23 protein-coding genes are annotated in these 25153 nt (G+C 65.9%); 14 read left to right on the top strand and 9 right to left on the bottom strand.

Annotation, left to right across the window (positions count from 1 at the left end; translation table 11 throughout):
* Positions 1-30: 30 nt before the first annotated feature.
* Positions 31-1164, bottom strand: a complete 1134-nt coding sequence (locus tag L0U83_RS01025; protein ID WP_233879071.1) for an MlaE family ABC transporter permease — start codon at positions 1162-1164, stop codon at positions 31-33.
* A gap of 341 nt (positions 1165-1505) precedes the next feature.
* On the opposite strand from L0U83_RS01025, the gene L0U83_RS01020 reads away from it, so the two are divergent.
* The 3 genes from L0U83_RS01020 (at position 1506) to L0U83_RS01010 (ending at position 3516) form a co-directional block, all read left to right on the top strand.
* Positions 1506-2417 (top strand): biotin--[acetyl-CoA-carboxylase] ligase, encoded by a 912-nt coding sequence (locus tag L0U83_RS01020; RefSeq protein WP_233879070.1) that lies wholly within the window; start codon positions 1506-1508, stop codon positions 2415-2417.
* A complete protein-coding gene (locus tag L0U83_RS01015) occupies positions 2414-3214 on the top strand; it encodes a type III pantothenate kinase (RefSeq protein WP_233879069.1) in 801 nt (266 codons plus the stop codon). The genes L0U83_RS01020 and L0U83_RS01015 overlap by 4 nt, the downstream gene beginning before the upstream one ends.
* A 62-nt stretch (positions 3215-3276) precedes the next feature.
* A complete protein-coding gene (locus L0U83_RS01010; RefSeq protein WP_028201779.1) occupies positions 3277-3516 on the top strand; it encodes a hypothetical protein in 240 nt (79 codons plus the stop codon).
* 120 nt (positions 3517-3636) lie between these two features.
* Here the strand turns inward: L0U83_RS01010 and rfaE2 are convergent, their stop codons facing one another.
* The 7 genes from rfaE2 to L0U83_RS00975 all read right to left on the bottom strand — a co-directional run bounded on the left by rfaE2 (position 3637) and on the right by L0U83_RS00975 (position 11038).
* Positions 3637-4128: a D-glycero-beta-D-manno-heptose 1-phosphate adenylyltransferase gene (gene rfaE2, locus L0U83_RS01005; protein ID WP_233879068.1), complete on the bottom strand. Its 492-nt coding sequence runs from the start codon at positions 4126-4128 to the stop codon at positions 3637-3639.
* Between the two features lie 154 nt (positions 4129-4282).
* Entirely contained in the window at positions 4283-5152 is an 870-nt protein-coding gene (locus L0U83_RS01000) for a ferritin family protein (RefSeq protein ID WP_112170237.1), read from the bottom strand.
* A 486-nt stretch (positions 5153-5638) separates the two neighbouring features.
* Positions 5639-6844, bottom strand: coding sequence for a patatin-like phospholipase family protein (locus L0U83_RS00995; protein ID WP_233879067.1), 1206 nt, complete (start codon positions 6842-6844; stop codon positions 5639-5641).
* A 119-nt stretch (positions 6845-6963) separates the two neighbouring features.
* The gene (locus tag L0U83_RS00990; RefSeq protein WP_233879066.1) at positions 6964-7695 is read right to left on the bottom strand and encodes a PhaM family polyhydroxyalkanoate granule multifunctional regulatory protein; all 732 of its coding nucleotides are present in this window, start codon (positions 7693-7695) and stop codon (positions 6964-6966) included.
* A gap of 109 nt (positions 7696-7804) precedes the next feature.
* Positions 7805-8629 (bottom strand): enoyl-CoA hydratase/isomerase family protein, encoded by an 825-nt coding sequence (locus L0U83_RS00985; RefSeq protein ID WP_233879065.1) that lies wholly within the window; start codon positions 8627-8629, stop codon positions 7805-7807.
* 59 nt (positions 8630-8688) lie between these two features.
* On the bottom strand, positions 8689-9813 hold the full coding sequence (locus L0U83_RS00980; protein WP_233883605.1) for an ABC transporter substrate-binding protein: 1125 nt from the start codon (positions 9811-9813) through the stop codon (positions 8689-8691).
* A gap of 232 nt (positions 9814-10045) precedes the next feature.
* Positions 10046-11038: a fumarylacetoacetate hydrolase family protein gene (locus L0U83_RS00975; protein ID WP_233879064.1), complete on the bottom strand. Its 993-nt coding sequence runs from the start codon at positions 11036-11038 to the stop codon at positions 10046-10048.
* Between the two features lie 117 nt (positions 11039-11155).
* On the opposite strand from L0U83_RS00975, the gene L0U83_RS00970 reads away from it, so the two are divergent.
* The 7 genes from L0U83_RS00970 (at position 11156) to L0U83_RS00940 (ending at position 19844) form a co-directional block, all read left to right on the top strand.
* Positions 11156-12061: an IclR family transcriptional regulator gene (locus L0U83_RS00970; RefSeq protein WP_233879063.1), complete on the top strand. Its 906-nt coding sequence runs from the start codon at positions 11156-11158 to the stop codon at positions 12059-12061.
* A 121-nt stretch (positions 12062-12182) separates the two neighbouring features.
* A complete protein-coding gene (locus L0U83_RS00965) occupies positions 12183-13607 on the top strand; it encodes a DUF3108 domain-containing protein (RefSeq protein ID WP_233879062.1) in 1425 nt (474 codons plus the stop codon).
* 406 nt (positions 13608-14013) lie between these two features.
* Positions 14014-14802, top strand: coding sequence for a 3-oxoadipate enol-lactonase (gene pcaD / locus L0U83_RS00960; RefSeq protein ID WP_233879061.1), 789 nt, complete (start codon positions 14014-14016; stop codon positions 14800-14802).
* Between the two features lie 176 nt (positions 14803-14978).
* Positions 14979-15236, top strand: coding sequence for a BTH_I0359 family protein (locus tag L0U83_RS00955; RefSeq protein ID WP_028201771.1), 258 nt, complete (start codon positions 14979-14981; stop codon positions 15234-15236).
* A gap of 202 nt (positions 15237-15438) precedes the next feature.
* Entirely contained in the window at positions 15439-16509 is a 1071-nt protein-coding gene (locus L0U83_RS00950; protein ID WP_233879060.1) for a homocysteine S-methyltransferase family protein, read from the top strand.
* A gap of 62 nt (positions 16510-16571) precedes the next feature.
* Positions 16572-19289: a methionine synthase gene (gene metH, locus L0U83_RS00945; RefSeq protein WP_233879059.1), complete on the top strand. Its 2718-nt coding sequence runs from the start codon at positions 16572-16574 to the stop codon at positions 19287-19289.
* 351 nt (positions 19290-19640) lie between these two features.
* Positions 19641-19844, top strand: a complete 204-nt coding sequence (locus L0U83_RS00940; RefSeq protein ID WP_233879058.1) for an acid-shock protein — start codon at positions 19641-19643, stop codon at positions 19842-19844.
* Between the two features lie 166 nt (positions 19845-20010).
* Here L0U83_RS00940 and L0U83_RS00935 read toward each other — a convergent pair whose 3' ends face one another.
* On the bottom strand, positions 20011-20337 hold the full coding sequence (locus L0U83_RS00935; protein WP_233879057.1) for a DUF1840 domain-containing protein: 327 nt from the start codon (positions 20335-20337) through the stop codon (positions 20011-20013).
* 347 nt (positions 20338-20684) lie between these two features.
* On the opposite strand from L0U83_RS00935, the gene argS reads away from it, so the two are divergent.
* The 4 genes from argS (at position 20685) to L0U83_RS00915 (ending at position 24989) form a co-directional block, all read left to right on the top strand.
* Complete coding sequence (gene argS / locus L0U83_RS00930) at positions 20685-22469, top strand: arginine--tRNA ligase (RefSeq protein WP_233879056.1); 1785 nt, start codon at positions 20685-20687, stop codon at positions 22467-22469.
* A 79-nt stretch (positions 22470-22548) separates the two neighbouring features.
* On the top strand, positions 22549-23391 hold the full coding sequence (locus L0U83_RS00925; RefSeq protein WP_233879055.1) for an SPOR domain-containing protein: 843 nt from the start codon (positions 22549-22551) through the stop codon (positions 23389-23391).
* Between the two features lie 156 nt (positions 23392-23547).
* Entirely contained in the window at positions 23548-24201 is a 654-nt protein-coding gene (locus tag L0U83_RS00920; RefSeq protein WP_233879054.1) for a thiol:disulfide interchange protein DsbA/DsbL, read from the top strand.
* An 11-nt stretch (positions 24202-24212) separates the two neighbouring features.
* On the top strand, positions 24213-24989 hold the full coding sequence (locus tag L0U83_RS00915) for an SDR family oxidoreductase (protein ID WP_233879053.1): 777 nt from the start codon (positions 24213-24215) through the stop codon (positions 24987-24989).
* Positions 24990-25153: the final 164 nt, after the last annotated feature.

The raw sequence follows: 25153 nt of genomic DNA, 5'->3' as shown, positions 1-25153 counted from the left end.
CGAACGTCGTTACCGTCGTGCCAGTCGTGCTCATGAAAGCCCCACGTTCTGGAACAGGATCGCAAACACGGCGTCAGCGAGGATCACGATCGTGATCGACGTGACGACCGACGTGGTCGTGCCCTCGCCCAGGCTCTGCGAGTTCGCCTTGATGCGAAAGCCGAAGTGACAGCCCACGATCGCCACCAGCATGCCGAACGCCACCCCTTTGCCGAGGCCGATCCACACGTTGGCGATCGGCACGACGCTTGGCATCGAGCGCATGAACCACGAAATGTCGATGCCCAGCACGATCTTCGCCGCGATTGCGCCGCCTAGCAACGCAATGATGTCGGTCCAGATCACGAGCAGCGGCATGGCGACGCCGAGCGCGATGACGCGCGGCAGGATGAGCCGCAGGCCATGCGAGATGCCCATCACGCGCATGGCGTCGAGTTCTTCGGTCACGCGCATCACGCCGATCTGCGCGGTGATGGCCGAGCCCGAGCGCCCCGCCACGAGAATCGCCGAGAGCACGGGCCCGAGTTCGCGGATCACGGCGAGACCCAGAATGTTGACGATGAACTGGTTCGCGCCGAAGAGGCGCAATTGCTGCGCCGAGAGGTACGACAGCACGATGCCGATCAGAAACGCCACGAGCGCCGTGATCGGCAGCGCGCGCGCGCCGGCGTTGTAGATATTCGCCGAAATCTCGATCCACGGCGTGACCTTGGGCTTGCGCAGCACGAGCAGCAAGTCGAGGATCACGCGCCCGAACATGGCGATCCCGCCGTACAGGTGGTCGAAGAACGAGAAGATCGCGACGCCGAGTTGCGTGATCGGGTCGATGCGCACGACGCGCTCCGCCGGTTCGCGCACGGAATCGAGCAGCGCGATGCGCTCGAAGATGTCGCGCTGCGTTTGCGTGAGGTCGACGAGATCGGCGGGCAGCTTGTGGCCCCACGCGCGCCAGAGCGCCTGACCGCCCACGTGGTCCATGCGCTCCACGCGCGAGAGATCCCAAGCGCCTACGCGCTCGTCGGCGAGCGCGCGCAGACGCACCGCCGCGCCGCCCTGGTCGCGGTCGCGCGCGAGCGCGAGCGCCGTCCACTGGCCGGACAGGCGCACGGTCTTTCCGTGGGTGCCGGCCGAGACTTCAAGGCCGGGCGGCGTCTCTTGATCCAAGGGTAAGCACTCGACGGGCAGGGTGAGCAAACATTGTAGCGAACGCGCCCCGTTTCGTCGGTCCGAAAGCGCACGGCCGGCATTCAGACACGAGGCGAACTGTGGGTAACTCTCTGGATAACTTGTGGACTGCCTGTGGGCGGCCTGTGAATTGCCTAAAAATTAAGCAAATTGCGCGGAAATCGGCAGGGCGACAGTCATCTTCGGACACTGTAGGCCCTGTGGATGATTCCGTGGATAACCTGTGGGCCGGCTGTGGGCGGCTTGTGGATACCTCACATTCCGGGACGAAGCGGGCGTCGCGTCCTGCTGTTCACGCCCCAGCCACTACAATATGAGACATGAATGCGACGCCCCCCACCCCCGAGACTCCGAGCGCCGGCGACTGGCGCATCGACCGCAACCGCGCGATCACGCTGTTCGGCCCGGCCGCGCACGACTGGCCCATCGAGATCGTCGAGGAAACCGGCTCGACCAACGCCGACCTCATGGCGCGCCTGAAGGCGCTGCCGCAAAAGCGCGACGCGCTCGCGCGCCCGATCGTACGCGTGGCCTATCTGCAAACGGCCGGCCGTGGCCGGCGCGGCCGCACCTGGGTCGCCCAGCCCGGCGACGCGCTGCTGTTCTCGATCGGCTGCGTGCTGCCGCGCCCCATCGAAGGGCTTGCAGGCTTGAGCCTCGCCATCGGCTCGGCGCTGGTGGACGGCCTGCGCACGCTGCCCGTGACGGCGCCGGGGCAAATCGCGCTCAAGTGGCCCAATGACGTACTGCTCGAAGGCGACAAACTGGTGGGGATTCTCGTGGAGACCGCGTGGACGACCGCTGACGCCACGGCGGTCGTGATCGGCATCGGCACGAACGTGCGTGGCGAAGACGCCCTCGCCGCCAAGGTCGAGGCGCTCAACGCCGCCGGCGGCAGCGCGGCGGTCGTGCCCGGCACGACGCCCACGGCGCTCTCGCGTGCGTGGCCGAACGCCAATCTCACCGACACGCTCGCCGCCGAACTCAACGCGCTCGAAGCCGCGCTGCAGCGCTTCGGGGCCGCGGGCTTTGCGCCTTTCCAGGCGCGCTGGAACGCGTGCCACGCGTACGCGGGCCGCGAGGTCGCCATCTACGAGCAAGGTAAGGAGCTGCTGCGCGGCACGGCGGCCGGCGTCGACGAGCGCGGCCAGCTGCTCGTCGATACGCCGAACGGGCGCGAAACCGTCACGGCCGGCGACGTGTCGCTGCGGCTCGCGGACGGCGGCGCATGAGCCGCGGCCCCTTCCTTCTGATCGACGCAGGCAACAGCCGGATCAAATGGGCGCTCGTCGCGCCGGACGGGTCGCGCCTGCATGCAGGCACGATGGATCATGTGCGCGATGACGGCGCGCAATCCGCGCCCGCCACGCGTGAAGCCGGTTGCGAGGAATGGGCGGCGCTGCCCCGGCCTGCGGGCGTATGGATCTCGAACGTCGCGGGCGCGGCGGTCGGAGCGCGGCTCGACGCGCTGGTCGAGGCGCACTGGCCGGGCCTTGCCCCCACAGTCGTGCGGGCCTGCGCGCAGCAATGCGGCGTGACGAACAGCTATGCCACGTCCGACGCGCTCGGCAGCGACCGCTGGGCCGGCATGATCGGCGCACACGCTGCGTATCCGGGCGAACCCCTCCTGATCGCGACATTCGGCACGGCTACCACGCTCGAAGCCCTGCGCGCCGACGGCACATTCGTGGGCGGCATGATCGCGCCGGGCTTCACGCTCATGATGCGCTCGCTCGGCGAGCACACCGCGCAACTGCCCGTGGTCGCCGGCGGCATGGCGAATGCTGCCCAACCGGGCATTGCCTTCGCCACCGACACGCGAAGCTCGATCTCGGCGGGCTGTGCGCTCGCGCAGGCGGCGCTCATCGAGCGCGCCTTGGCCGATTTACAGGACGCGTGGAGAATCCCGGTGCGGCTCGTGGTGAGCGGCGGCGCCGCGGCCGAAGTGACGGCGGCGCTCAAGGTGCCGCATACTCGCCACGATGCACTGGTGCTTGCGGGCCTGGCGCTCATCGCCGCGCAGCGCTGAGGCGCGCGCGTCCCGTACCCGGGTCTGAAACTGAACGAACGATTTCGAAGGAGCTTCACACGATGCTGCGCTGGCTGATCGCCATTCTGATTCTCGCCAACGGGCTGGCTTTTGCGGCCATTGGCGGCGTGTTCGGCCCGACGCCCTCGTCGGGTACGCGCGAAACCCAGCACCTGAACCGGCAGATTCACCCCGAACGGCTCGTGGTGAAGGCTATCCGGCCGTCCGAATCGGCCGACGTGCCGACCGTCGGCGGCCCGGTGGCGGACCCGGCGGTGCAGGCGTCGACCCTGACGCAGTAAGCGGCGCTTCAAACGCAACCGGCCGGAGGCCGGGCGCGCCCAAGCCTCGGGCGGCCCGGCCTCCGGCCGGTTTTGCATCGTCCGCCCGCACGGTGTGAGCCTGCGGGCGGATGCCAGAATCTACTTCGATCCTTCCTGCGCGCGCACTTTCTGCAGCAGCTTCGTCGTGGAGCGGTCGTGCTCGAAGGCGATCGCGAGCGCCCGCCCGCCCCAGCCGCGCACCAGCGCCGACTCCGGCAGCGCGTCCATGTCGTAGTCGCCGCCCTTCACGAGGATGTCCGGACGCACCGCCTCAATCAGCTCGACAGGCGTTTGCTCACCGAACTGCACCACCCAGTCCACGCTCTCCAGCGCCGCGAGCAGCGCCATGCGGTCGTTCTCGTTGTTGATGGGGCGGTCGTCGCCCTTGCCGAGCATCTTCACCGAAGCATCGCTATTCACGCCGACGATCAGCGTCGCGCCCAGCGCCTTCGCATCGGCGAGGTAGGTGACGTGTCCGCGATGCAGGATGTCGAAGACGCCGTTGGTGAACACCACGGGGCCGGGCAGCGAAGCGCGCAGTTGCGCGAGCGCGTCGCGGGTCGTGATCTTGCGTTCGAAGGAAGCGGGCATGGAATGAGGCTCGGATAAGAAAATGGGCGCGGATCGAATCAGGCAAAGCCATGGATGAGCGCGCCAATGAAAACGGCCCGTCACGCGGAAAGCGCTTCGGGCCGTCCCGATCGCGGCGCGCCGCGAAGGCGTGCACGCGAGATGTCCCGGCGCGTCAGGCCGGCTGCTGCGTGCCTTGCTCGGCCTGCAGGCGCTGCACCACTTCCTTGCGATAGCGGTTCAGTTCCTGCGCCGTGTTGAACGTGCGCTCGAACAGGATCGAGAGGTTGTGCAGAATGCGCTCGATCACCTTCTTTTCCCAGCCGTCGTCGAAGCGGATCTGCTCGTCGAGCCAGCGCTCGAGCCATTCCGGGTCGGGCAGGCGCGACTGCACGGTGTCGCGCGGGAACAGCGCCTGGTTCACGTGCAGGTTCGTGGGGTGCAGCGGCTTTTCGGTGCGGCGCGCCGATGCCATCAGCACGCCGATCTTCGCGAACGCCGCGCGCGCGACGTCGCCGAAATTGTTGAGCGCCTTCTTCATGTAGCGCAGATACGCGCCGCCATGGCGGGCTTCGTCGCGCGAAATCGTTTCGTAGATGGCCTTGATGACCGGCTCCGTGTGCCATTCGGCAGCGCGGCGGTACCAGTGGTTCAGGCGGATTTCGCCGCAGAAGTGCAGCATGAGCGTTTCAAGCGGCGGCGCCGGATCGAACTCGAAGCGCACGGCGTGCAGCTCTTCTTCGGTCGGCACCATTTCCGGCTTGAAGCGGCGCAGGTATTCCATGAGCACGAGCGAGTGCTTTTGCTCCTCGAAAAACCACACGCTCATGAACGCCGAAAAGTCGCTGTCGTGGTGGTTGTCGCGCAGGAACATTTCCGTGGCCGGCAGCGCCGACCATTCGGTGATCGCGTTCATCTTGATGGTCGCGGCCTGCTCATCGGTAAGGAGCGACGCATCGAACTTGTCCCAGGGAATGTCCTTTTCCATGTCCCAACGGACCGATTCGAGCGATTTGTAAAGTTCCGGATAAAGCATCGTGTTCATAGTCCCGCCCCTGATCTGCGCAAAACGCGCGCATGACGAATTCGTAGCGTGCCGCGTGCCCGCATAAAACGCGGCCGCGCAGGCAAAAAGCATTTAATTTTACGCGGTATCCGGCCCTCTGGACGCAATCGTGGACCGGGCAACCCAACACGCGTTGCCCCACGACAATCCAGCCAACCGGAATGAAGGCGCCGTCGTGGATTCTGGGTAGCTGCTCCGTGCCTCGAACCCGGCCGCCTGATACCGCTGATCACTACCGATACCCGCGAGGCGCGCGAACCATCGTCACGGGCCGATGCGACACAATGCCGCACTCCAGCGCCCCGCGCCCGACGTCCTTTCGCCACACCTTGCCGGCTGATTTTCCAATGGGCAAACATCCCGCCCGTCATGGCCGTGAAACCTGCGCGGCGAAGCAGCGCATCGCCGCCCGCAATTCCCACAAATGACCAGAAAAACCTTACACAATAATAGCATGCCGATGTTTCAGTTCCGCCGCACCGCAAAATCCGTGATCGCGCCGTCAGTTGGAGCTTTGAGCCAAGTCAAAAGAACATCACTTTGAGCTAGCGTGTCGCGGTAACCCAACTCGATCAGCTCGCGCGTAAATTCACGCTCAAACAGCAAATAGCTCGCAAATGCCGCGCCTGATGCGCGGTTGCCGCCCATCGCCCCCAGCAGCATGCGCACCGAGCGCGGCAACTGCTGCAAATGACGCGCGGCGATCAACTCGATGCGCTCGCTCGGCGCGATGGCGAGCACCTCGACATGCCGCCAGCCGCTTTCCGGCTCCACCGTGTGCGGCAGTTGCAGCACCATGCGATTCACGTGCTCGATGCGCTCGATATCGGCGCCGAGCGAGTCGAGGAACACACTCGCGAGCACCTGCTGGCCGATCTGCGCGAGCGTCGGATACGCGTCGATGTCGGCTCGCGCCGCGGGCACCTCCGGCGTGGGCGCGGCCGCGCCGAGCACGACGATGCGCTGCGCGCCGAAGTGGATGGCGGGCGAGAGCGGCGCGATCTGCCGGATCGAGCCGTCACCGAAATATTCGTGGCGGCCGTCGAGTTCGAGGCGCACAGCCGGAAACAGGAACGGAATCGCCGCCGATGCAAGCAGATGAGCGGGCGTGAGCGCGACCATGCGCGCAGTGCGCTGCGCGCGCCGCCACGCGGTGATCGGCTCGCAGGCCTGGTAGAACGTGACGTGCCGCCCCGACGAATAACTGAGCGCCGTGACGGCGAGCGCATAGAGCCGCCGCTCGTCGAGCATCTGCTCGATGCGGTGGAAGCTGAGCGCGTGCGGGAGCATCCGCGCAAGCGGCGTGCTGTCGAACAAGGTGCGCGGCGCGGCACGCGCGCCCACGCTGGAGGCGGCCCAGCCGAACGCGAGCGCGGCGAGCCAGCGCGCGCCCGCGGCCGCAACGCCCGGCCAGTCGGTGCGATAGATGTGGCTTGCGCGCATGTCCGACCAGACCTCGACGAGGCGCGCCGCGCCCTGCGCGAACTGGTCGGCGTGACTCGCGATCGAGGTGGCGTTGATCGCGCCCGCCGAAGTGCCGCAGATGACCGTGAAGGGCATGGCGCGGCGCGCCGGCTCGGCGTGGCTGGCCAGTTCGGCGAGCGCGCGCAATGCGCCGGCCTGGTAAGCCGCACGCGCGCCGCCGCCCATCATCACGAGCGCAAGCCGCATGATGCCGACGCTCCCCGCAGTTTTCCTGCCTTTGTCCTTCTGTTGTCCTGCTTTTGTCCCGCAGTTGCCCTTCTGTTGCGTCCTGCGGGACGGTTCTTCGTGACGTGACGCCGCGCGCCTTATTCCGGCTGTGCCGGCGCCTTCTTCGCGCCGCGCGGCGCGCTGCGGCCCGCGCCGCTGCCGGCGCCATTGCTGGTGCTGCTAGCACGTTTGGCGGTGCTGCTGCGTTTGGCCGTCGAGGCTTCGGTCTTCGCCTGCGCCTCGCTCACCGCTTCGGCGGCGGCTTGCGCCGCCTCGGCCGCAGCGGCCGGCTGCGCCATCGCAAACTGCGCGAGCTGGTTGAACTGCGCCTGCACGAGATTCCACCACGAACCCGCGTCGAAGCCCGGCTGCGCGGACGCCGCGCCCTCGGCCGCATCGTCGGCGCTCGCGGCTTCAGGCTCGGCGCGCTTGGCGCCCGCTCTCGGCGCTTCGGACTCGGCGTGCGTCGGCGTCATCTGCGCCTGCGCGAACGCGCCGAACGCGCGCAGCGTGGTAAGCGTCGCGCGTTGCACTTCGAGCGCCTGGATCGCGGACTGCAGCATGCCGAGATTGAGCTTGAGCCACTGCTCGACGGCGCGCAGGTCGGTGATGCGCTTGTCGAGCTCCTCGACGTTGGTGAGCGGCGTCATCATGTCGGACATCATCGAAAGCGACGGGCCGAAGGCTTGCGCCACGCCCGGTTCAGTACCCGGGAATGCGCCGCCGAACGGCGTGAGGCGCATCATCCCCCACATGCGGTCGAGCATTTCGGCGGGCGGAAAGCCGGGAAAGCCCGGGAACGGCGGCATGTTGCCTGCTGGGTCGGTCATGCGGATCTCCCTCGCATAGATGGGTGGTGAAATGCGCGCGCGTGGGCGGCACAAAACGATCTCTTCGATAATAGCGCGCGCAATAGTAGAAATCGGCAGAAAGCGCGAATCAGAACGGATCGCCGCCCGGAAAATCCGGCGCGCGCCGCTCGCGCAGCGACTGTACGCCTTCGCGCACGTCGGGTCCCGCAAAACCCATGAATTCGAGGGCGAGCGACGTGTCGAAGGTCGGCCCCGCCATGCGCAGCCAGTTGTTGAGCGCGTACTTGGTCCAGCGCACCGCGGTTTGCGAACCGTTAGCGAGACGCTTCGCCACTTCGAACGCCTTCGGCAGCAGGTCGTTCTCGTCCACGGCAAGCGAGACGAGGCCGATGCGCTCCGCTTCCTCGCCGCTCACCGGCTCGCACAGCAGCAGGTAGTATTTCGCCTTCGCCATGCCGCACAGAAGCGGCCACACGATCGCCGCATGATCGCCCGCCGCGACGCCCAGGCGCGTATGCCCGTCGATGATGCGCGCCGTTTTCGTCGCGATGGAAATGTCGGCCAGCAGTCCCGCGACGAGCCCCGCGCCCACTGCCGGGCCATGCATGGCCGAGACGATCGGCTTGCCGCAGTTGATCACGTTGTAGACGAGGTCGCGCGCCTCGCGCCACACGCGCGCGCGCACGTCGAAATGCGTGGCCATGTCCTCGACGAGTTGCAGATCGCCGCCCGCCGAAAAGCCCTTGCCCTCGCCGCGAATCACGGCGACGCGCGCGTCGGGATCGCGGTCCACGTCGCGCCAGATCTCGGCGAGTTCGCGGTGCATGTTGGCGTCGGCAGTCGCGAGGCCGCTCTTGTTCGTGCCCTCGCCGCTCATCACGATCTCGACGATGCCGTGCTCGTGCCGCCGCACGCGCAGAGCCTGATAGCGGGCGTAAAAAGGATCGTTCATGGGCGGACCTCCTATGCTTCGGATTGCTGATTACGTGAATGCGATGGCAGTGCGGCGCGTCAATGCGGCTGATACACCCACTTGCCATCGCGGATCTCGACCATCACGCGCGCTCGCGCGTCGAGGCCGAGGTGATCGGTGGCGCTCATGTTGACGACGCCATTGGTGTCATGCAGCCCGTGCGTAGCTTCGAGCGCGTCGCGCAGCGCGTGGCGAAACTCGGGCGTGCCGGGCGCAGCCGACTTGAGCGCAACGGGTATCGCGTTCTGGAGCAAGAGGCCTGCGTCCCAGGTGTAAGCGCCGAACGCCGACACCGTGCCAGCGCCATTGCGTGCTTCGTAGCGCGAAATATAGTCGAGCGCGAGGCGCCGGCCAGGCGCGTCCTCGGGCAGTTGCGCGGCCACGAGCACCGGGCTCGCGGGCAGGAACGTGCCGTTGCAGTCGGCGCCGCACACGCGCAGGAAGTCGCGGTTGCCGACGCCGTGGTTGTGATAGATGACGCCCTTGTAGCCGCGCTCCTTGAGCGCCTTGGGAGGCAGCGCGGCAGGCGTGCCGGCTGCACCCACCACGACGGCGTCCGGATGCGCCGCCACGATCTTGAGCACCTGCCCCGTCACGCTCGGATCGGTGCGATTGAAGCGCTCGTTCGCGACGAGCTTGATGTTGCGCTGTTGCGCGGCCTTCGCGATTTCAGCGTAGAACGTCTCGCCGAGCGCGTCGGCCTGGCCGATATAGGCGAGCGTTTTCACGTTATGCGCGGCGGCATGCTCCATGATCGCACCGGCCATCATCGCGTCGGTTTGCGGCGTCTTGAACATCCAGTGACGCTTGTCATCAACGGGCTCAATGATCTTCGCCGACGAAGCGAGCGAGATCGTAGGCGTCTCGCCCTGCGCGACCACGTCGAGCATCGCGAGCGAATTCGGCGTGATCGACGAGCCGATGATCGCATCGACATGCTGTTCGTCGATGAGCTTCTTCGTGTCCTGCACGGCCTGGGTCGTGTCGGAGGCGTCGTCGAGCACGATGTACTGGACTTTCTGACCAGCGATCTCGGTGGGGAACATCGCGGCGGTGTCGCGCGCGGGAATGCCGAGCGAGGCAGCCGGGCCCGTGAGCGAAAGCACGAGGCCGATCTTGACCTGCGCGAGCGCTAGCGTGGGCGCACAGAGACTGAAAAGCAGGGAGAGGCAAACAGCAAGACGGCTGGGGCGAGAAGCGTTCACGGTGTCTCCTTGTCGTTATGCGTTCGTTTTGCGTTTTTTCTGCATACGGATGCTGCGTGCTTCTACGGCTCGTACTTTTAATGGTCGCCGCGATTTCCCCTCGAGGAAAAAAGGGCGTTCGCCAGTGTAGCCGCACGCGTGGCGCGCGGCATCCGGCGAAACCCTTCAGCGCTTGCGTGTCGCTAGCGCGTCACTGCTCGCCGTGCAGTGACGCCACGGCCTGATCGATCGCGCCGAAAATCGACTTGCCGGCTTCGTCGAGCATTTCGATCTTCACGCTGTCGCCGAACTTCATGAACTCGGTGCTCGCCTGTCCGCTTTCGATCATCTCGAGGCAGCGCTTCTCGGCGATGCAGCAGTAGCCGCGTTTGGTGTCCTTGTTCGAGACCGTGCCCGAACCCACGACGGCGCCCGCGCGCAGATTGCGCGTTTTCGCAGCGTGAGCGATCAACTGGCCGAAGTGGAACACCATGTCCGTGCCCGCATCGGGCTGGCCGACCTTCTTGCCGTTCCAGTGCACGATGAGCGGCAGATGCACGCGCCCTTCGCGCCAGTGTTCGCCGAGTTCGTCGGGCGTCACCATCACCGGCGCGAACGCGCTGGCCGGCTTGCTCTGGAAAAAGCCGAAGCCCTTCGCGAGTTCCGCGGGAATGAGGTTGCGCAGCGAGACGTCGTTGACGAGTGTGACGAGCCGCACGGCCCTGAGCGCTTCGTCCGGGCTCGCGCCCATCGGCACGTCGCCGGTCACGACGGCGACTTCGGCCTCGAAGTCGATGCCGAACGCCTCGGATGCGCACACGATGTCATCGCACGGCCCGATGAAGTCGTCGCTGCCGCCCTGGTACATGAGCGGGTCGGTCCAGAATTCGGCGGGCATCTCGGCGCCGCGCGCGCGACGCACGAGTTCGACGTGATTCACGTACGACGATCCATCCGCCCATTGGTACGCACGCGGCAGCGGCGCCATGCAGTTGCGCGCATCGAAGCTGAACGCATTGCGCGCGCGCCCGTAGTTCAGCGCGTCATACAGCTCGGCGAGCTGCGGCGCGTAGAAGCGCCAGTCGTCGAGCACGCGCTGCAGCGTGGGCGCGATCGTGTCGGCGATGGCGGCGCTGCGCAGGTCGCGGGAAACGACGATCAGTTGCCCGTCGCGGGTGCCGTCCTTCAGCGTGGCAAGTTTCATGGAATCAGACGTGAGTGACGATAAGGGAAATGTATTCTACGATGGTGAATCGGCGGCCCCCAAGCAGGCGCGCCGCATTTCCTCAGTTGCCGTACGTTTGCACACCACAACGCCTCCATGCCGCCTACCGTCCGATCCGCCTCGCCACGCGCGAGCGCCACAGACGCCACGAACGCCGAAGATCTCGCCGACGCCCTCGACACCGCCGACGCCTCGGAAGGCGCCGAAGCCGGTGAAGAAAAGCTGCGCTCCGGCATCCAGTCGATCGAAGTGGGCTTTCGCCTGCTCGAAGTGCTCACCAGCGAGCCGCGCGCGATGATGCTGCGCGACCTCGCGCAGCGTGCGGGCATGAGCCCGGCGAAGGCGCATCGCTATCTCGTGAGCTTCATGCGCCTCGGCGTCGTTGCGCAGGACCCGCTCTCGGGCCGCTACGAACTGGGCGGCTTCGCATTGCAGCTTGGCCTCGCGCGTCTTGCACGCGTCGACGGCGTCAAACTCGCGCGCATCGCACTCACCGAATTGCGCGACGCGCTCGACATCACCGTGGGCATCGCCGTGTGGGGCAACCAGGGGCCGACCGTCGTGCACTGGCTGGAGTCGAGCCACCCGGCGAAAGCGTCGCTCAAGCTCGGCGACGTCATGCCGATGCTCAGTTCCGCCACGGGCCTGCTATTCGCCGCCTACCTGCCGCGCAGCAAGACCGCTCCGATGATCGAGCGCGAACTCGCTGGCGCGCAGCACTACTCATACGGCTCCACGCCGCGCACGGCAGAGGCGCTCGAACGCGCACTCGCGGAAGTTCGCGAGCATGGCGCCGCCCGCGTGGAAGGCATGCTGCTGCCGACCATCCACGCGTTCTGCACACCCGTGTTCGACGCGAGCGGAGAGCTTGCGCTCGGGATCATCGCGCTCGGTCACGAAGGTGCATTCGATATCGACTGGAACGGCGCCGTGGACACCGCGTTGCGCGCGTGCGCCGAAAAACTGTCGTACGAATTGGGGTACAGTCCGACGCCGCGCTGAGCGCTGTACGCGCGGGCCGGCAGGCATGTGACCCCGCCCACGCGCGGCGTCTGGGTTTCTGCGCGCCAGAGGCGGGTTGTGTCACAGTAACGTACGACCGATACCGACCCACGAACCGCCGATGTCCACACCCGCCGCCCCGCGCGAGGCACGCCGCCTCGACACCGACTCACGCAGGCCACCGCGCACGCGCGCGTGGCGCTGGGTCGGTGTGTTCGTCGCGGTCACGGCGCTCCATTGGCTCGCGGCCGAATGGTTCGAGCGGCATCACGGCGCGCCGTCCCCCGTCGCGCACGTGCGAGTGCCGGTGCAGGTGGCGCTCCTCAAGCCGGAGCGCATCGAACGCGAGGCACGGCCCGCGGGCCCCGCGGCGGCGCCCGCGCATGCCGAGCCCAAACCCGCGCCGAAGCCGGCCGAGCCGCATACGCTGCATGCAGTCGCGCCGCCAAAACCGCACCCCAAAGCACCTGCCGCGCCGACGGATACACAAGCGGCGTTGGCGCCCGCAGCGGCTTCGCAGGTCGCAGCCGGCTCGAGTGGTACAAGCGGCACGGCAAGCGCAGCGCCCGGCAACGGCAAGCAGCCTTCGGCGCAAGCCACGCAGGCTTCGCATGGGCTGAAGTTTTCGGTGCCGCCATCGGGCGAACTGCAATACGACACGTTCTATAACGGCGTGCGCAATCAGCCCGGCACGATCCACTGGTCAAGCGACGGTCAACGTTACGAAATGGTCGTGCGCGTGCCCCTTCCCTTCGTCGGCGAGTTCAGCTGGACGAGCAAGGGCCGCGTGGACGCCTTCGGCCTCGCGCCCGATCAGTACATCGAAAAGCGCGGCCATCGACCTTCGGATGTGACGATTTTCAACCGCACCGACAAGCAGATCGTATTCACGCGCACGCCCAACTCGCTCGCGCTGGCCGATGGCGCGCAGGACCGCTTCAGCATGGTGATGCAACTCGCGAGCCTCGTGCGCGGCGACCCCGACGCGTACAAACCGGGCGTCACGCGCGAGTTCTATGTCGCCGACAACGACAGCGGCGAAACCTGGCCCATCACCACGATCGGCGACGAAACCGTGAGCACGGATCACGGCTACGTCACGGCACGCCACTTCATGCGTCTGCCGCGCCGCGAGGGCGACAAGCGGCGCATCGACGTGTGGCTCGCGCCAACGCTCGGCTGGTTGCCCGTGCGCCTCGTGCAGACCGAGCCGAATGGCAACCAGTTCGAACTGGTGTGGCGCGGCGCGCTCACGGTGCCAAGTGCTCCGAACGCGAGCGCGCCGACGCCCGACTCGGCAACGGCCGCGACCGCCACGACGCCCAACGCCGCACCCGACACAACATCGGCACAATCCGCAACACCGGAAACTGCGCCGGAAACTGCGCCGCAAGCTGCGCCAGCCCCTGCGCCCGAACCGCAATCGCCTGCGCAACCGGCACCACCCGCCAATATGCCCAGTGCGCAGACAGAATCACCGCCGCAACCGTCCGCGGATGACGAACCCTCTCCCGTCTCGCCGGGCGCGGCGCCCGAACATCCCTGAGCGCGCAAGCGCACGAATCGCGCGATCCAACCGGCCCGCCTCACGACACAAACCCGTGAAATAGCGCATACTGGAATCGAGCCATGCGTCGAGGATCGCAAGGCTTCGCGCGCAGCATGAAGGGCCAAAAACAAGCAGACGAAATACGGCAATACGACACCGCGCGCAAATAGCGAAACAGCGAACCGACCAGGACCAGCAAACCGATACACGCTGCAAAAGACGGAAAAAATCGGCACGACACAATAAATAACGCAGCAAACAGGGACGCGACACACAAGCTAACGAACATCGCATCGCGCATCGTCCGCGTGCCCCAGGCGCGCGGATTGCTCCACCAGCATCGCGTGCATGCAGTACCTCGCAAACGGCTTGACTCCCAGCCTGGAAGGCGAAGGAGGAACCCATGCAAGTGACTGTCAACGGCATCGATACGCACTATGTCTTCGACGACAGGAGCGGTGGGCCAGCGCTGGCGTTCATTCATCAACTGGGCGGCGACCTTGGCGTGTGGGACACGCTCGCCGGACATTTCCGCCATCGCCACAGCGTGCTGCGCTATGACGTGCGCGGGCATGGCGCGAGCGCTGTTGCACGCGAGTCCTTTGGCTTCGCAGAACTCGCCGAGGACCTCGATGCACTTTTCGACGCAACCGGCATCGAGCATGCACATCTCGTTGGCATGTCGATGGGCGGCATGATCGCGCAGCAGTTCGCGCTCGATTATCCTGAACGCGTGGCGACGCTCACGCTTTGCGACACGGCTAGCCATACGCCGTCACAAGCGCGCGAAACATGGAACGAGCGCGCCGCCACGGTGCGCAGCGACGGTCTCGGGGCGCTCGTCGACGCGACAATGGCACGCTGGTTCACCGCCGACTTCCGGCACACGCATGCGCCAACTGTCGAGCGAATTTGTGACGTTTTATTACGGACCCCTTCAGAAGGCTACGCGATGGCCTGTGAGGCGCTACGCGATTTCGACGTGGAAAACAGGCTCGCGCAGTTGCGCGTGCCGACGCTCGCTGTCGCGGGCCGCCACGACAACGGCACGCCGATGGCCATGACACAAGCCCTTGCAAGAGCGATAGAAGGGTCGCATTTCGTGGTGCTCGATGCGGCGCATCTGGCCCCGGTAGAGGAGTCTCACCGTTTCACAGCGTTGCTCGAAACGTTTCTCAAGCAGTTGGTCTAAGTAGTTCGAAGTAAAAGCATCATGGCAGTGACAGCAGACGCAGTTGAGAAGTGAAGTATAAAAAGGGAGAGCAGTCCACATAAGAGGTGATGCGGGACCCACCCCTTGAATTCCAGAACGAACGCTCCATGTATTGACCCAGAAGGTCAGGGAGCACAGGAAAAAGGAGTGTCGCCATGCAAATGATCTACAACAGTCCCAACTATTGCGTCGTCGAGTTCCCACCGCAGGACGGCCACAGCGCCATGCGCGCAGGAGGCTATGAGATCGTCGACAAAAACGCGCGCCGCGAGATCTTCATCGACGGCGTGATGGCGGCACGTTTTCGCGAAGACGTGCAAAAGCTGATGGACGAAGACCAGTCGCTCGACGAAGTCGACGAATTCCTCGGACAGTTCGACAGCCTCATGCAGCAACCCGTCGTGCTTCACTGACGCTAGCGCACCCCGCGGCACTCAACGCGCAGCGCCCTTCACACGAAACCCCGTCCGGCTCCCCGGGCGGGGTTTTCTTTTGGCCGTCCAGCGCACGCCACCGCGGTTGCCTGCGCGCGACGCCGCGGGCAGCGGCCGGTTGCCGCAGCGGCTACAATGTGAGGTTTCCCAGTTCAACCGGCACCACGCCCGCCCGCGATCCATGAACCAGCCCGCAGCCCTTGCCTCGCGCCCCGCCGGGGACGCCAAATACACGCGCGGCGCAGCGCTTCCCGCGCTGCTCGCCTCGCGTATCGTGATCCTCGACGGCGCGATGGGCACGATGATCCAGCGCTACAAGCTCGACGAAGCTGCCTACCGGGGCGAGCGCTTCAAGGACTACCCGCGCGATATCAAGGGCAACAACGAACTGCTCTCGCTCACGCAGCCGCAGATCATCAGCGAGATTCACGAGCAGTATCTCGCGGCGGGCGCGGACATCATCGAGACCAACACGTTCGGCGCGACCACGGTGGCCCAGGACGACTACGGCATGGGCGAGCTCGCCATCGAGATGAACGTGGAGTCGGCGAAGCTCGCGCGCGCCGCGTGCGACAAGTATTCGACGCCGGACAAGCCGCGCTTCGCCGCGGGCGCAATCGGGCCGACGCCGAAAACGGCGAGCATCTCGCCCGACGTGAACGATCCGGGTGCGCGCAACGTCACGTTCGAAGAGCTTCGCCGTGCGTACTATGAACAGGCGAAGGCGCTCATGGACGGCGGCTGCGACCTCTTCCTCGTCGAGACGATCTTCGACACGCTCAACGCCAAGGCCGCGCTCTTCGCGCTCGACCAGCTCTTCGAAGACACGGGCGAGAATCTGCCGATCATGATCTCGGGCACCGTGACCGACGCCTCGGGCCGCATTCTCTCGGGCCAGACCGTCGAGGCGTTCTGGAACTCGCTGCGCCACGCGAAGCCGCTCACGTTCGGCCTGAACTGCGCACTGGGTGCGGCGCTCATGCGCCCGTACATCGCCGAGCTTGCGAAGCTGTGCGACACGTACGTCTCGTGCTATCCGAACGCGGGCCTGCCCAATCCGATGAGCGACACGGGCTTCGATGAAAGGCCCGCCGATACATCGGCACTGCTCAAGGAATTCGCGAGCGCGGGTCTCGTGAACGTGGCGGGCGGCTGCTGCGGCACGACGCCCGAGCACATCGCGGCCATCGCAAAGGCACTCGCTGAAATCAAGCCGCGCCGCTGGCCCGGCCAGTACCGCGACGCCGCCTGACGACACGTTCGATCGCTGCTTTACGAGTCCCGCTCCAACAACATACGATCCGGTCCTACGCCATGACTGACCATACCCTGCGCCTTTCCGGCCTCGAACCCTTCAACGTGACCGAAGGCACGCTGTTCATCAACGTGGGCGAGCGCACCAACGTGACCGGCTCGAAGGCCTTCGCGCGGATGATCCTCAACGGCCAGTTCGACGAGGCGCTCGCGGTTGCGCGCCAGCAGGTCGAAAACGGCGCGCAGGTCATCGACGTCAACATGGACGAAGCCATGCTCGACTCGAAGGCGGCGATGGTGCGCTTCATGAACCTCATCGCCTCCGAGCCCGACATCGCGCGCGTGCCGATCATGATCGACTCGTCGAAGTGGGACGTGATCGAGGCGGGCCTGCAGTGCGTGCAGGGCAAGGCCATCGTCAACTCGATCTCGCTCAAGGAAGGCAAGGAGCAGTTCGTGCATCACGCGAAGCTCATTCGCCGCTACGGCGCGGCGAGCGTGGTGATGGCGTTCGACGAGCAGGGCCAGGCCGACACGTTCGCGCGCAAGACCCAGATCTGCAAGCGCTCCTACGACATCCTCGTGAACGAAGTGGGCTTCCCGCCCGAGGACATCATCTTCGACCCGAACATCTTCGCGGTAGCCACAGGCATCGAAGAGCACAACAACTATGCGGTGGACTTCATCGAAGCCACGCGCTGGATCAAGCAGAACCTGCCCTACGCGAAGATCAGCGGCGGCGTGTCGAACGTGTCGTTCTCGTTCCGCGGCAACGACCCGGTGCGCGAGGCGATCCACACCGTGTTCCTCTACTACGCCATTCAGGCGGGCATGGACATGGGCATCGTGAACGCGGGCCAGCTCGGCGTGTACGCCGACCTCGACGCCGAGTTGCGTGAGCGTGTGGAAGACGTGGTGCTCAACCGCCGCGCCGACGCAACTGACCGTCTGCTCGAAATCGCAGACAAGTTCAAGACGGGCGCCGCGAAGAAGGAAGATAACCTCGAGTGGCGCAACCAGGACGTGGAAAAGCGTCTCGCGCACGCACTCGTGCTCGGCATTACGAACTTCATTGTCGAGGACACCGAAGAAGCACGCGTGAAGATCATGGGCGCGGGCGGCCGGCCGATCAACGTGATCGAAGGCCCGCTCATGGACGGCATGAACATCGTCGGCGACCTGTTCGGCCAGGGCAAGATGTTCCTGCCGCAGGTTGTGAAGTCGGCGCGCGTGATGAAGCAGGCCGTGGCGCACCTGATTCCGTTCATCGAGGAAGAAAAGCGCCTGCTCGCCGAATCGGGCGCCGACGTGCGCGCGAAGGGCAAGATCGTCATCGCGACCGTGAAGGGCGACGTGCATGACATCGGCAAGAACATCGTGTCCGTCGTGCTCCAGTGCAATAACTTCGAAGTGGTCAACATGGGCGTGATGGTCCCGTGCAACGAGATTCTCGCGAAGGCGAAGGTCGAAGGCGCGGATATCGTCGGCCTCTCGGGGCTCATTACGCCCTCGCTCGAGGAAATGGCCTACGTTGCGAGCGAAATGCAACGCGACGACTACTTCCGCATCAAGAAGATTCCGCTGCTCATCGGCGGCGCGACGACGTCGCGCGTGCATACCGCAGTGAAGATCGCGCCGCACTACGAAGGTCCGGTCGTGTACGTGCCGGACGCGTCGCGTTCGGTTTCGGTCGCCTCGAGCCTGCTTTCGGATGAGGGCGCAACGAAGTTCATCGACGATCTCAAGACCGACTACGACCGCATTCGCGATCAGCACGCCAACAAGAAGGCTCAGCCCCTCGTGACACTCGAAGAGGCGCGCGCGAACAAGACGAAGGTCGACTGGGCGAACTTCCAGCCCGTGAAGCCGAAGTTCATCGGCCGCCGCGTGTTCAAGAACTTCGACTTGAACGAACTCGCGAATTACATCGACTGGGGTCCGTTCTTCCAGACGTGGGATCTCGCGGGCCCCTATCCGCAGATCCTCAACGACGAGATCGTGGGCGAGTCGGCGCGCCGCGTGTTTTCCGACGCGAAGTCGATGCTGTCGCGCCTGATCCAGGGCCGCTGGCTGCAGGCCAACGGCGTGATCGCGCTGTTGCCCGCCAATACCGTCAACGACGACGACATCGAGATCTACACCGACGAATCGCGCAGCGAAGTCGCGCTCACGTGGCGCAATCTGCGCCAGCAGTCGGTGCGCCCCGTGGTGGACGGCGTGATGCGCCCGAACCGCTCGCTTGCCGACTTCATCGCGCCGAAGGACTCGGGCGTGGCCGACTATATCGGCATGTTCGCGGTCACGGCGGGTATTGGCGTGGACGTGAAAGAAGCGCAGTTCGAGAAGGACCACGACGACTACAGCGCGATCATGCTCAAGGCACTCGCGGACCGCTTCGCGGAAGCGTTCGCCGAAGCTTTGCACGCGCGCGTGCGCCGCGACCTGTGGGGCTATGCGGCCAGCGAAACGCTCGACAACGACGCGCTGATCGCCGAGAAGTACGCGGGCATTCGCCCGGCTCCGGGCTACCCGGCCTGCCCGGACCACCTCGTGAAGCGCGACATGTTCGACTTCCTGCAAGCGGGCGAAGTCGGCATGAGCGTGACGGAATCGCTCGCCATGCTGCCGGCCGCGAGCGTTTCGGGCTTCTACCTGGCGCACCCGGACAGCACGTACTTCTCGGTGGGCAAGATCGGCCAGGACCAGCTCGCCGATTACGCGCGCCGCATGTCGCTCTCCGACGAGGACGCCCGCCGCGCGCTCGCGCCGCAGCTTTAAACCGCTGCTTTACGGCGCTGCTTTACGGCGCTGCTTTAAGGCGCTGCTTTAAGGCGCTGCTTTAAGGCGCTGCTTTAAGGCGCCGATCAAGTCACTTTTCTCAGGCGTACTGCGCGCCGCTTCGTGCGGCGCGCTTCCTCCCGCTGTGCTACTCCCGTTGTCACCGCCCGACATACGCGATCCGGCAAGGTGAAAATTACGCGCGCGCAATTTTTCGGCTTTGTAAGATGGCCCGGCAAGACCCAGGCAGCACCTGCATGACGCCCGGCCACACGCGGCAACGCCGCGCCGGCTCGATCATCAGCAAATCCTTAAAACGCAAAATCGAAGCAACCTCGACGGAGAAATCGTATGAAGAAGCTGATGTTGATGTTGACCGCCTTCGGCGTCGCAGCGCTTGCGCAGCCGTCGTTCGCCCAGCCGGCCGCGCCGGAGCAGGCGAGCCCGGCGACGTCGTATTCGGCGCCCACCGAAAAGCACGTGAAGAAGCCGAAGAAAACCAAGGCGAAAAAGTCGGCGGCTTCCGCTGCCGAGCCGGCGGCCGCCAGCGAGTAACGTGCGCCGCAGGTCGACAAAAGCAAAGAGCCCGCACAGTGCGGGCTCTTCGCTTTTGGAACACGGATCAGGCGGGGCCGCCCAGGCGGCCGTGACAAGCTGGCCGCTGCGTGTATTGGACGCAGCGCGACCACGCCCTGCGCCGCTCACACCTCGAACACGAACCTCAAATGCCCCACAAAACGTCGTTGTCTTCCTTCTTCGCGGCACGCAGCATGTCGAGGAACGGAAAGGCGCGTTGCGCGAGGCCGACCGGCAGTTCGTGATGGGCGCGGTCCTCCTCGCCTTCGTGAAAGTGGCCTTCCTGCTCGTGACGCTCTTTCTTGTCCGTGGCGATCGCCGCTTCAAGCTTGGTGATGGCGGTGTCGAGTTCGTCGTGGGTAATCACCCCGCGCGGGCCGAGCCGCTTGCCGATGATGCCGAGAAGGTATTGTGCGAGGTTCTCCAGCATCGTGACGTCGGGCGCCGCGTGGCATTTAAAAGTAACCAGCATGTCTGTTCCCTTTATGATTTTTTCGGATCTGCGCGCGACGCTCCGGCCTGCGAAGCCAGACGGGCCAACGCAGCCCAAGTCGCGCTACCTCATTTCACATATTAGCACCTGCTAAAATCCGTCAGGACGGAATTACCCGCAGGGCGCGGCGCCCGGACGTTCTGGCGTCAAGGACGCCGCCACGCCGCCTGCCGCAACGAGGCCGCCCGCGCATTGGCGCATGGTAGGCGGCCTGCCGCAAGGCTGGCGCGCCCTCACCCGTATTCGGCGGTCCGCGCCGGCAGCCAGAGGCCACACCCTTGGCGCCGGCCCCGCATCCCATTACCCGCACAGGATTTGCAACCAGCATGCTGCCCGCACAGAAACACACCCTGGAGACCCTGCTCGCGCAAGCCGTCGCCCAGGTGGCGAAGGCCACCGAAGGCGCGAGCGAAGCCGCATTCGTCGTGCCCGCGATCACGCTCGAGCGCCCGAAGGTCGCCGCGCACGGCGACGTCGCCTGCAACGTCGCGATGCAGCTCGCCAAGCCCATGCGCGCGAACCCGCGCCAGCTCGCCCAGCAGATCGTCGACGCCGTGCTCGCCCAGCCCGAGGCCGCAGGCCTCGTCGAGGCGGCCGAAGTAGCCGGCCCCGGCTTCATCAACCTGCGTCTGACCGCGAACGCAAAGCGCGCCGTGATCGGCGCCGTGTTCGAAGAAGGCGAGGCATTCGGCCGTTCGCAACGCGAAGCCGGCAAGCGCGTGCTCGTCGAGTTCGTCTCGGCCAATCCCACGGGTCCGCTGCACGTGGGCCACGGACGTCAGGCCGCGCTCGGCGACGCCATCTCGAACGTGCTCGGCTCGCAAGGCTATGACGTGCACCGCGAGTTCTACTACAACGACGCGGGCGTGCAGATCGGCAACCTCGCTGTCTCCACCCAGGCGCGCGCACGCGGCTTCAAGCCCGGCGACGCCGAGTGGCCCGAGGCCGCCTACAACGGCGAATACATCGCCGACATCGCACGCGACTATCTCGCGGGCGAGACCGTCGCGGCCAAGGACGGCGCGCCCGTCACGGGTGAGAAGGATCCGGAGAACCTCGAAGCGATCCGCCGCTTCGCCGTGGCCTATCTGCGCCACGAGCAGGACCTCGATTTGCAGGCGTTCGGCGTGAAGTTCGATCGCTATTACCTCGAGTCTTCGCTATACACGGAAGGCCGTGTCGAGAAGACCGTCGAGGCGCTGGTCGCTTCGGGCCAAACCTACGAGCAGGAAGGTGCGCTGTGGCTCAAGACCACGGACTACGGCGACGACAAGGACCGCGTGATGCGCAAGTCCGACGGCACCTACACCTACTTCCTGCCCGACGTCGCCTACCACGTCACCAAGTGGGAGCGCGGCTTCACGAAGGTCATCAATATCCAGGGCTCCGACCACCACGGCACCATTGCCCGCGTGCGCGCGGGTCTGCAGGCGCTTGGCGTCGGTATCCCGAAGGGCTATCCCGACTACGTGCTGCACAAGATGGTGACGGTGATGCGTGACGGCCAGGAGGTGAAGATCTCCAAGCGCGCAGGCAGCTACGTGACGGTGCGCGATCTGATCGAATGGTCGGGCGGCGCGAAGCCGGGCAGCGAAGTCTCGCCCGACCTGCTCGACGAGGCCACCATCCGCCGCGGCCGCGACGCCGTGCGCTTTTTCCTCATCTCGCGCAAGGCTGACACCGAATTCGTATTCGACATCGACCTCGCGCTGAAGGAAAACGACGAAAACCCGGTGTATTACGTGCAATACGCACACGCGCGCATCTCGTCGATCCTCGGCGACTGGCAGGGCAAGTTCGGCGGCAATCTGGCCGCGCTGCCCAAGGTCGATCTCGCGCCGCTGTCGAGCGAACGCGCGCTCGCGCTCATCGCGAAACTCGGCGAATTCCCCGACATGCTCACGCATGCTGCCAGCGAACTCGCGCCGCACGCGGTGGCGTTCTACCTGCGCGAACTCGCCGCTGAGTTTCACTCGTTCTACAATGCCGAACGCGTTCTCGTCGACGACGTCGCCGAGCGCGACGCCCGCGTCGCCCTTCTCGCGGCCACGCGCCGGGTGCTCGCGAACGGCCTGGCCGTGATCGGCGTGTCCGCGCCGGAGCGCATGTAACGAGACGCGCGAGACCCGCGCGCAGCAGCATGTTTGGGGCCGCCGCCTCGCGCGGACGGCCATTCCAGGATTCTCTTGTTTGCAGGTGATTCAGACGATGGCAAAACCGCGCCGCACTACAAAACAGCAGTCGAAGCAGTCCGGGGGAACCTTTCTCGGCATCGTGCTGGGCCTGATCGTCGGCCTTGCGATCGCGGTGGTGGTGGCGCTCTACATCACGCGCGCGCCCACGCCGTTCGTCTCGAAGGTCGCGCCGCCGGCCGCCTCCGACGTCAGCCAGAACAACGAGCAGGTCGACCCGAACCGCGCGCTGCAAGGCAAGTCGCCGGGCCAGCCGGTGCCGCAGGCCGCGCAAAGCACGCCGCCCAACACGGCGCCGGGCCAGACCACGAACCAGACGCAGTCCTCGGGCATGCTCGAAGAGCCGCAGATCGTCGAAGTGCCGCCCTCGGGTTCGAACAACAACGCCAACGGCGTCGCGGTCGCGCCGCAACCGTCGACGGGAGAAACCGTCACGGGCGGCACGGCTATCGCGAAGAAGCCGCAATCGGCCGGCAACTCGAACAACGCGACCAACCCGGCGCAGATCCTCGCGGGCAACCAGCCGCAAAAGCCTGCCAACGCGGTGCCGACGCCCCCGGCCGCCAAGCCCGGCAGCGCCACGCCCGCACCGGGCGACGCCAACACCGGCTACTTCCTGCAGGTGGGTGCGTACAAGACCTCGGGCGACGCCGAGCAGCAACGCGCGCGCCTTGCGTTCCAGGGGTTCGAGTCGAAGGTCACGCAGCGCGACGCCGGCGGTGTGACGTACTATCGCGTGCGCATCGGTCCGTTCACGAAGTTCGACGACATGAACTCGACGCGTCAGCGCCTGTCCGATGCCGGTATCGATACCGCCGTCATCCGCTTCACGAAGCAGTAATCGCCGTGCGCGCCGCGCACCCCGCGGCGCGGCGCCCTCAACGAGCATCACCCATGCAACACCCGCGCAGCAGCCGCGCGCGCCCGGTTCGCGCGAGCGGCGTCCTGCGGCAAACAACCGGCCGCGGCCGGTCCAAGAACAGTGGATTCCTACGCCATGAAACGACTTCTCGGTACGCTTTTTCTCTCGTTTTCGCTGATCGCCGGTGTGGCTCACGCCTCCGCCGACGCCCCCGTGGCCGGCAAGGACTACACGGTCCTGAAGACGCCCCAGGCGCTCGACGTGCCCGCGGGCAAGATCGAGGTGATCGAGTTCTTCTGGTACGGCTGCCCGCACTGCAACGCGTTCGACCCGTTTCTCGAAGGGTGGATCAAGAAGCAAGGTCAGGACGTCGTGTTCAAGCGCGTGCCGGTGGCATTCCGTGACGATTTCATCCCGCATTCGAAGATGTACTACGCGCTCGACGCGCTCGGCCTCGCCCAGAAGCTCACGCCGGTGGTGTTCCACGAAATCCACGTGAACAAGAACTACCTGCTCACGCCGGAAGATCAGGCGAAGTTCCTCGCCACGCAGGGCGTCGATCCGAAGAAGTACATGGAAGCGTACAACTCGTTCTCGACGCAGAGCGCGCTGCAGCGTGACAAGGCCCTGCTCGATTCCTACAAGATCGACGGCGTGCCGACCATCGCCATCCAGGGCAAGTACGAAACCGGCCCGGCCATGGTCCAGGGTCCGGAAGACAAGGCGCTGCCGGGCACGCTGCAGGTGATGGACTTCATCGTCTCGCAGATCCGCTCGAAGAAGATGTAATGCACAGTGCCATGCAAGACGCGCCACTGAAGGTCTTCATCACCGGCGCGTCGAGCGGCATTGGCGCCGCGCTCGCCGCCGAATACGCGCGGCAGGGCGCCGTTCTCGGGCTCGTCGCGCGCCGCGGCGAGGCCCTTGCCGGCTTCCGGCAGTCCCACCCCAACCACCCCATCTCCATCTATCCCGCCGACGTGCGCGACGCCGATGCGCTCGCCGCCGCCGCGCGCGACTTCATCGCCCAGCACGGCATGCCCGACATCGTCATCGCCAATGCGGGCGTGAGCCGCGGCGTGCTGACGGGCGAAGGCGACCTCGCCACGTTCCGCGACGTGATGGACACCAACTACTTCGGCATGGTCGCCACCTTCGAGCCGTTCGCCTCGGCAATGGCGCAAGCGAAACGTGGCACGCTCGTGGGCATTGCGAGCGTGGCGGGCGTTCGCGGGCTGCCGGGCTCGGGCGCCTACAGCGCCTCGAAGGCCGCGGCGCTCGCCTATCTCGAAGCGCTGCGCGTGGAAATGCGCCCGTTCGGCGTGCCCGTGGTCACGATCGCGCCCGGCTATATCCGCACGCCCATGACGGCGAAGAACCCCTACCGCATGCCGTTCCTGATGGACGCGGACCAGTTCGCGGCGAAGGCCGCGCAAGCCATCGCGCGCGGCACCGCGTTCGCGGTGTTCCCCTGGCCGATGCGCGTGGCCGCCACTATGCTGCGCGCGCTGCCGCGCTGGGTCTACGACCGCGTGTTCGAAAAGGCGCCGCGCAAGCCGCGCACGGCGAGCCACTGAGGCCCTCCAGCGTGGTGTGCGGACTGTCCCGAAGCCGCACGCCACGACCGCATGCCATATGGGTATGTGGATTAAATTGTTGTCTCGGCAATTTCCCTTCGATAAGCTTGGCTCGTCAGGGCGCCCTTCCTGGCCTCTCTGCTTCTCCCGCATCGAACAAAACC

The organism is Paraburkholderia flagellata, from assembly GCF_021390645.1.
In the GTDB taxonomy this organism is placed as follows: Bacteria; Pseudomonadota; Gammaproteobacteria; order Burkholderiales; family Burkholderiaceae; genus Paraburkholderia; species Paraburkholderia flagellata.
This window is presented reverse-complemented; position numbering and strand designations above follow the sequence as displayed.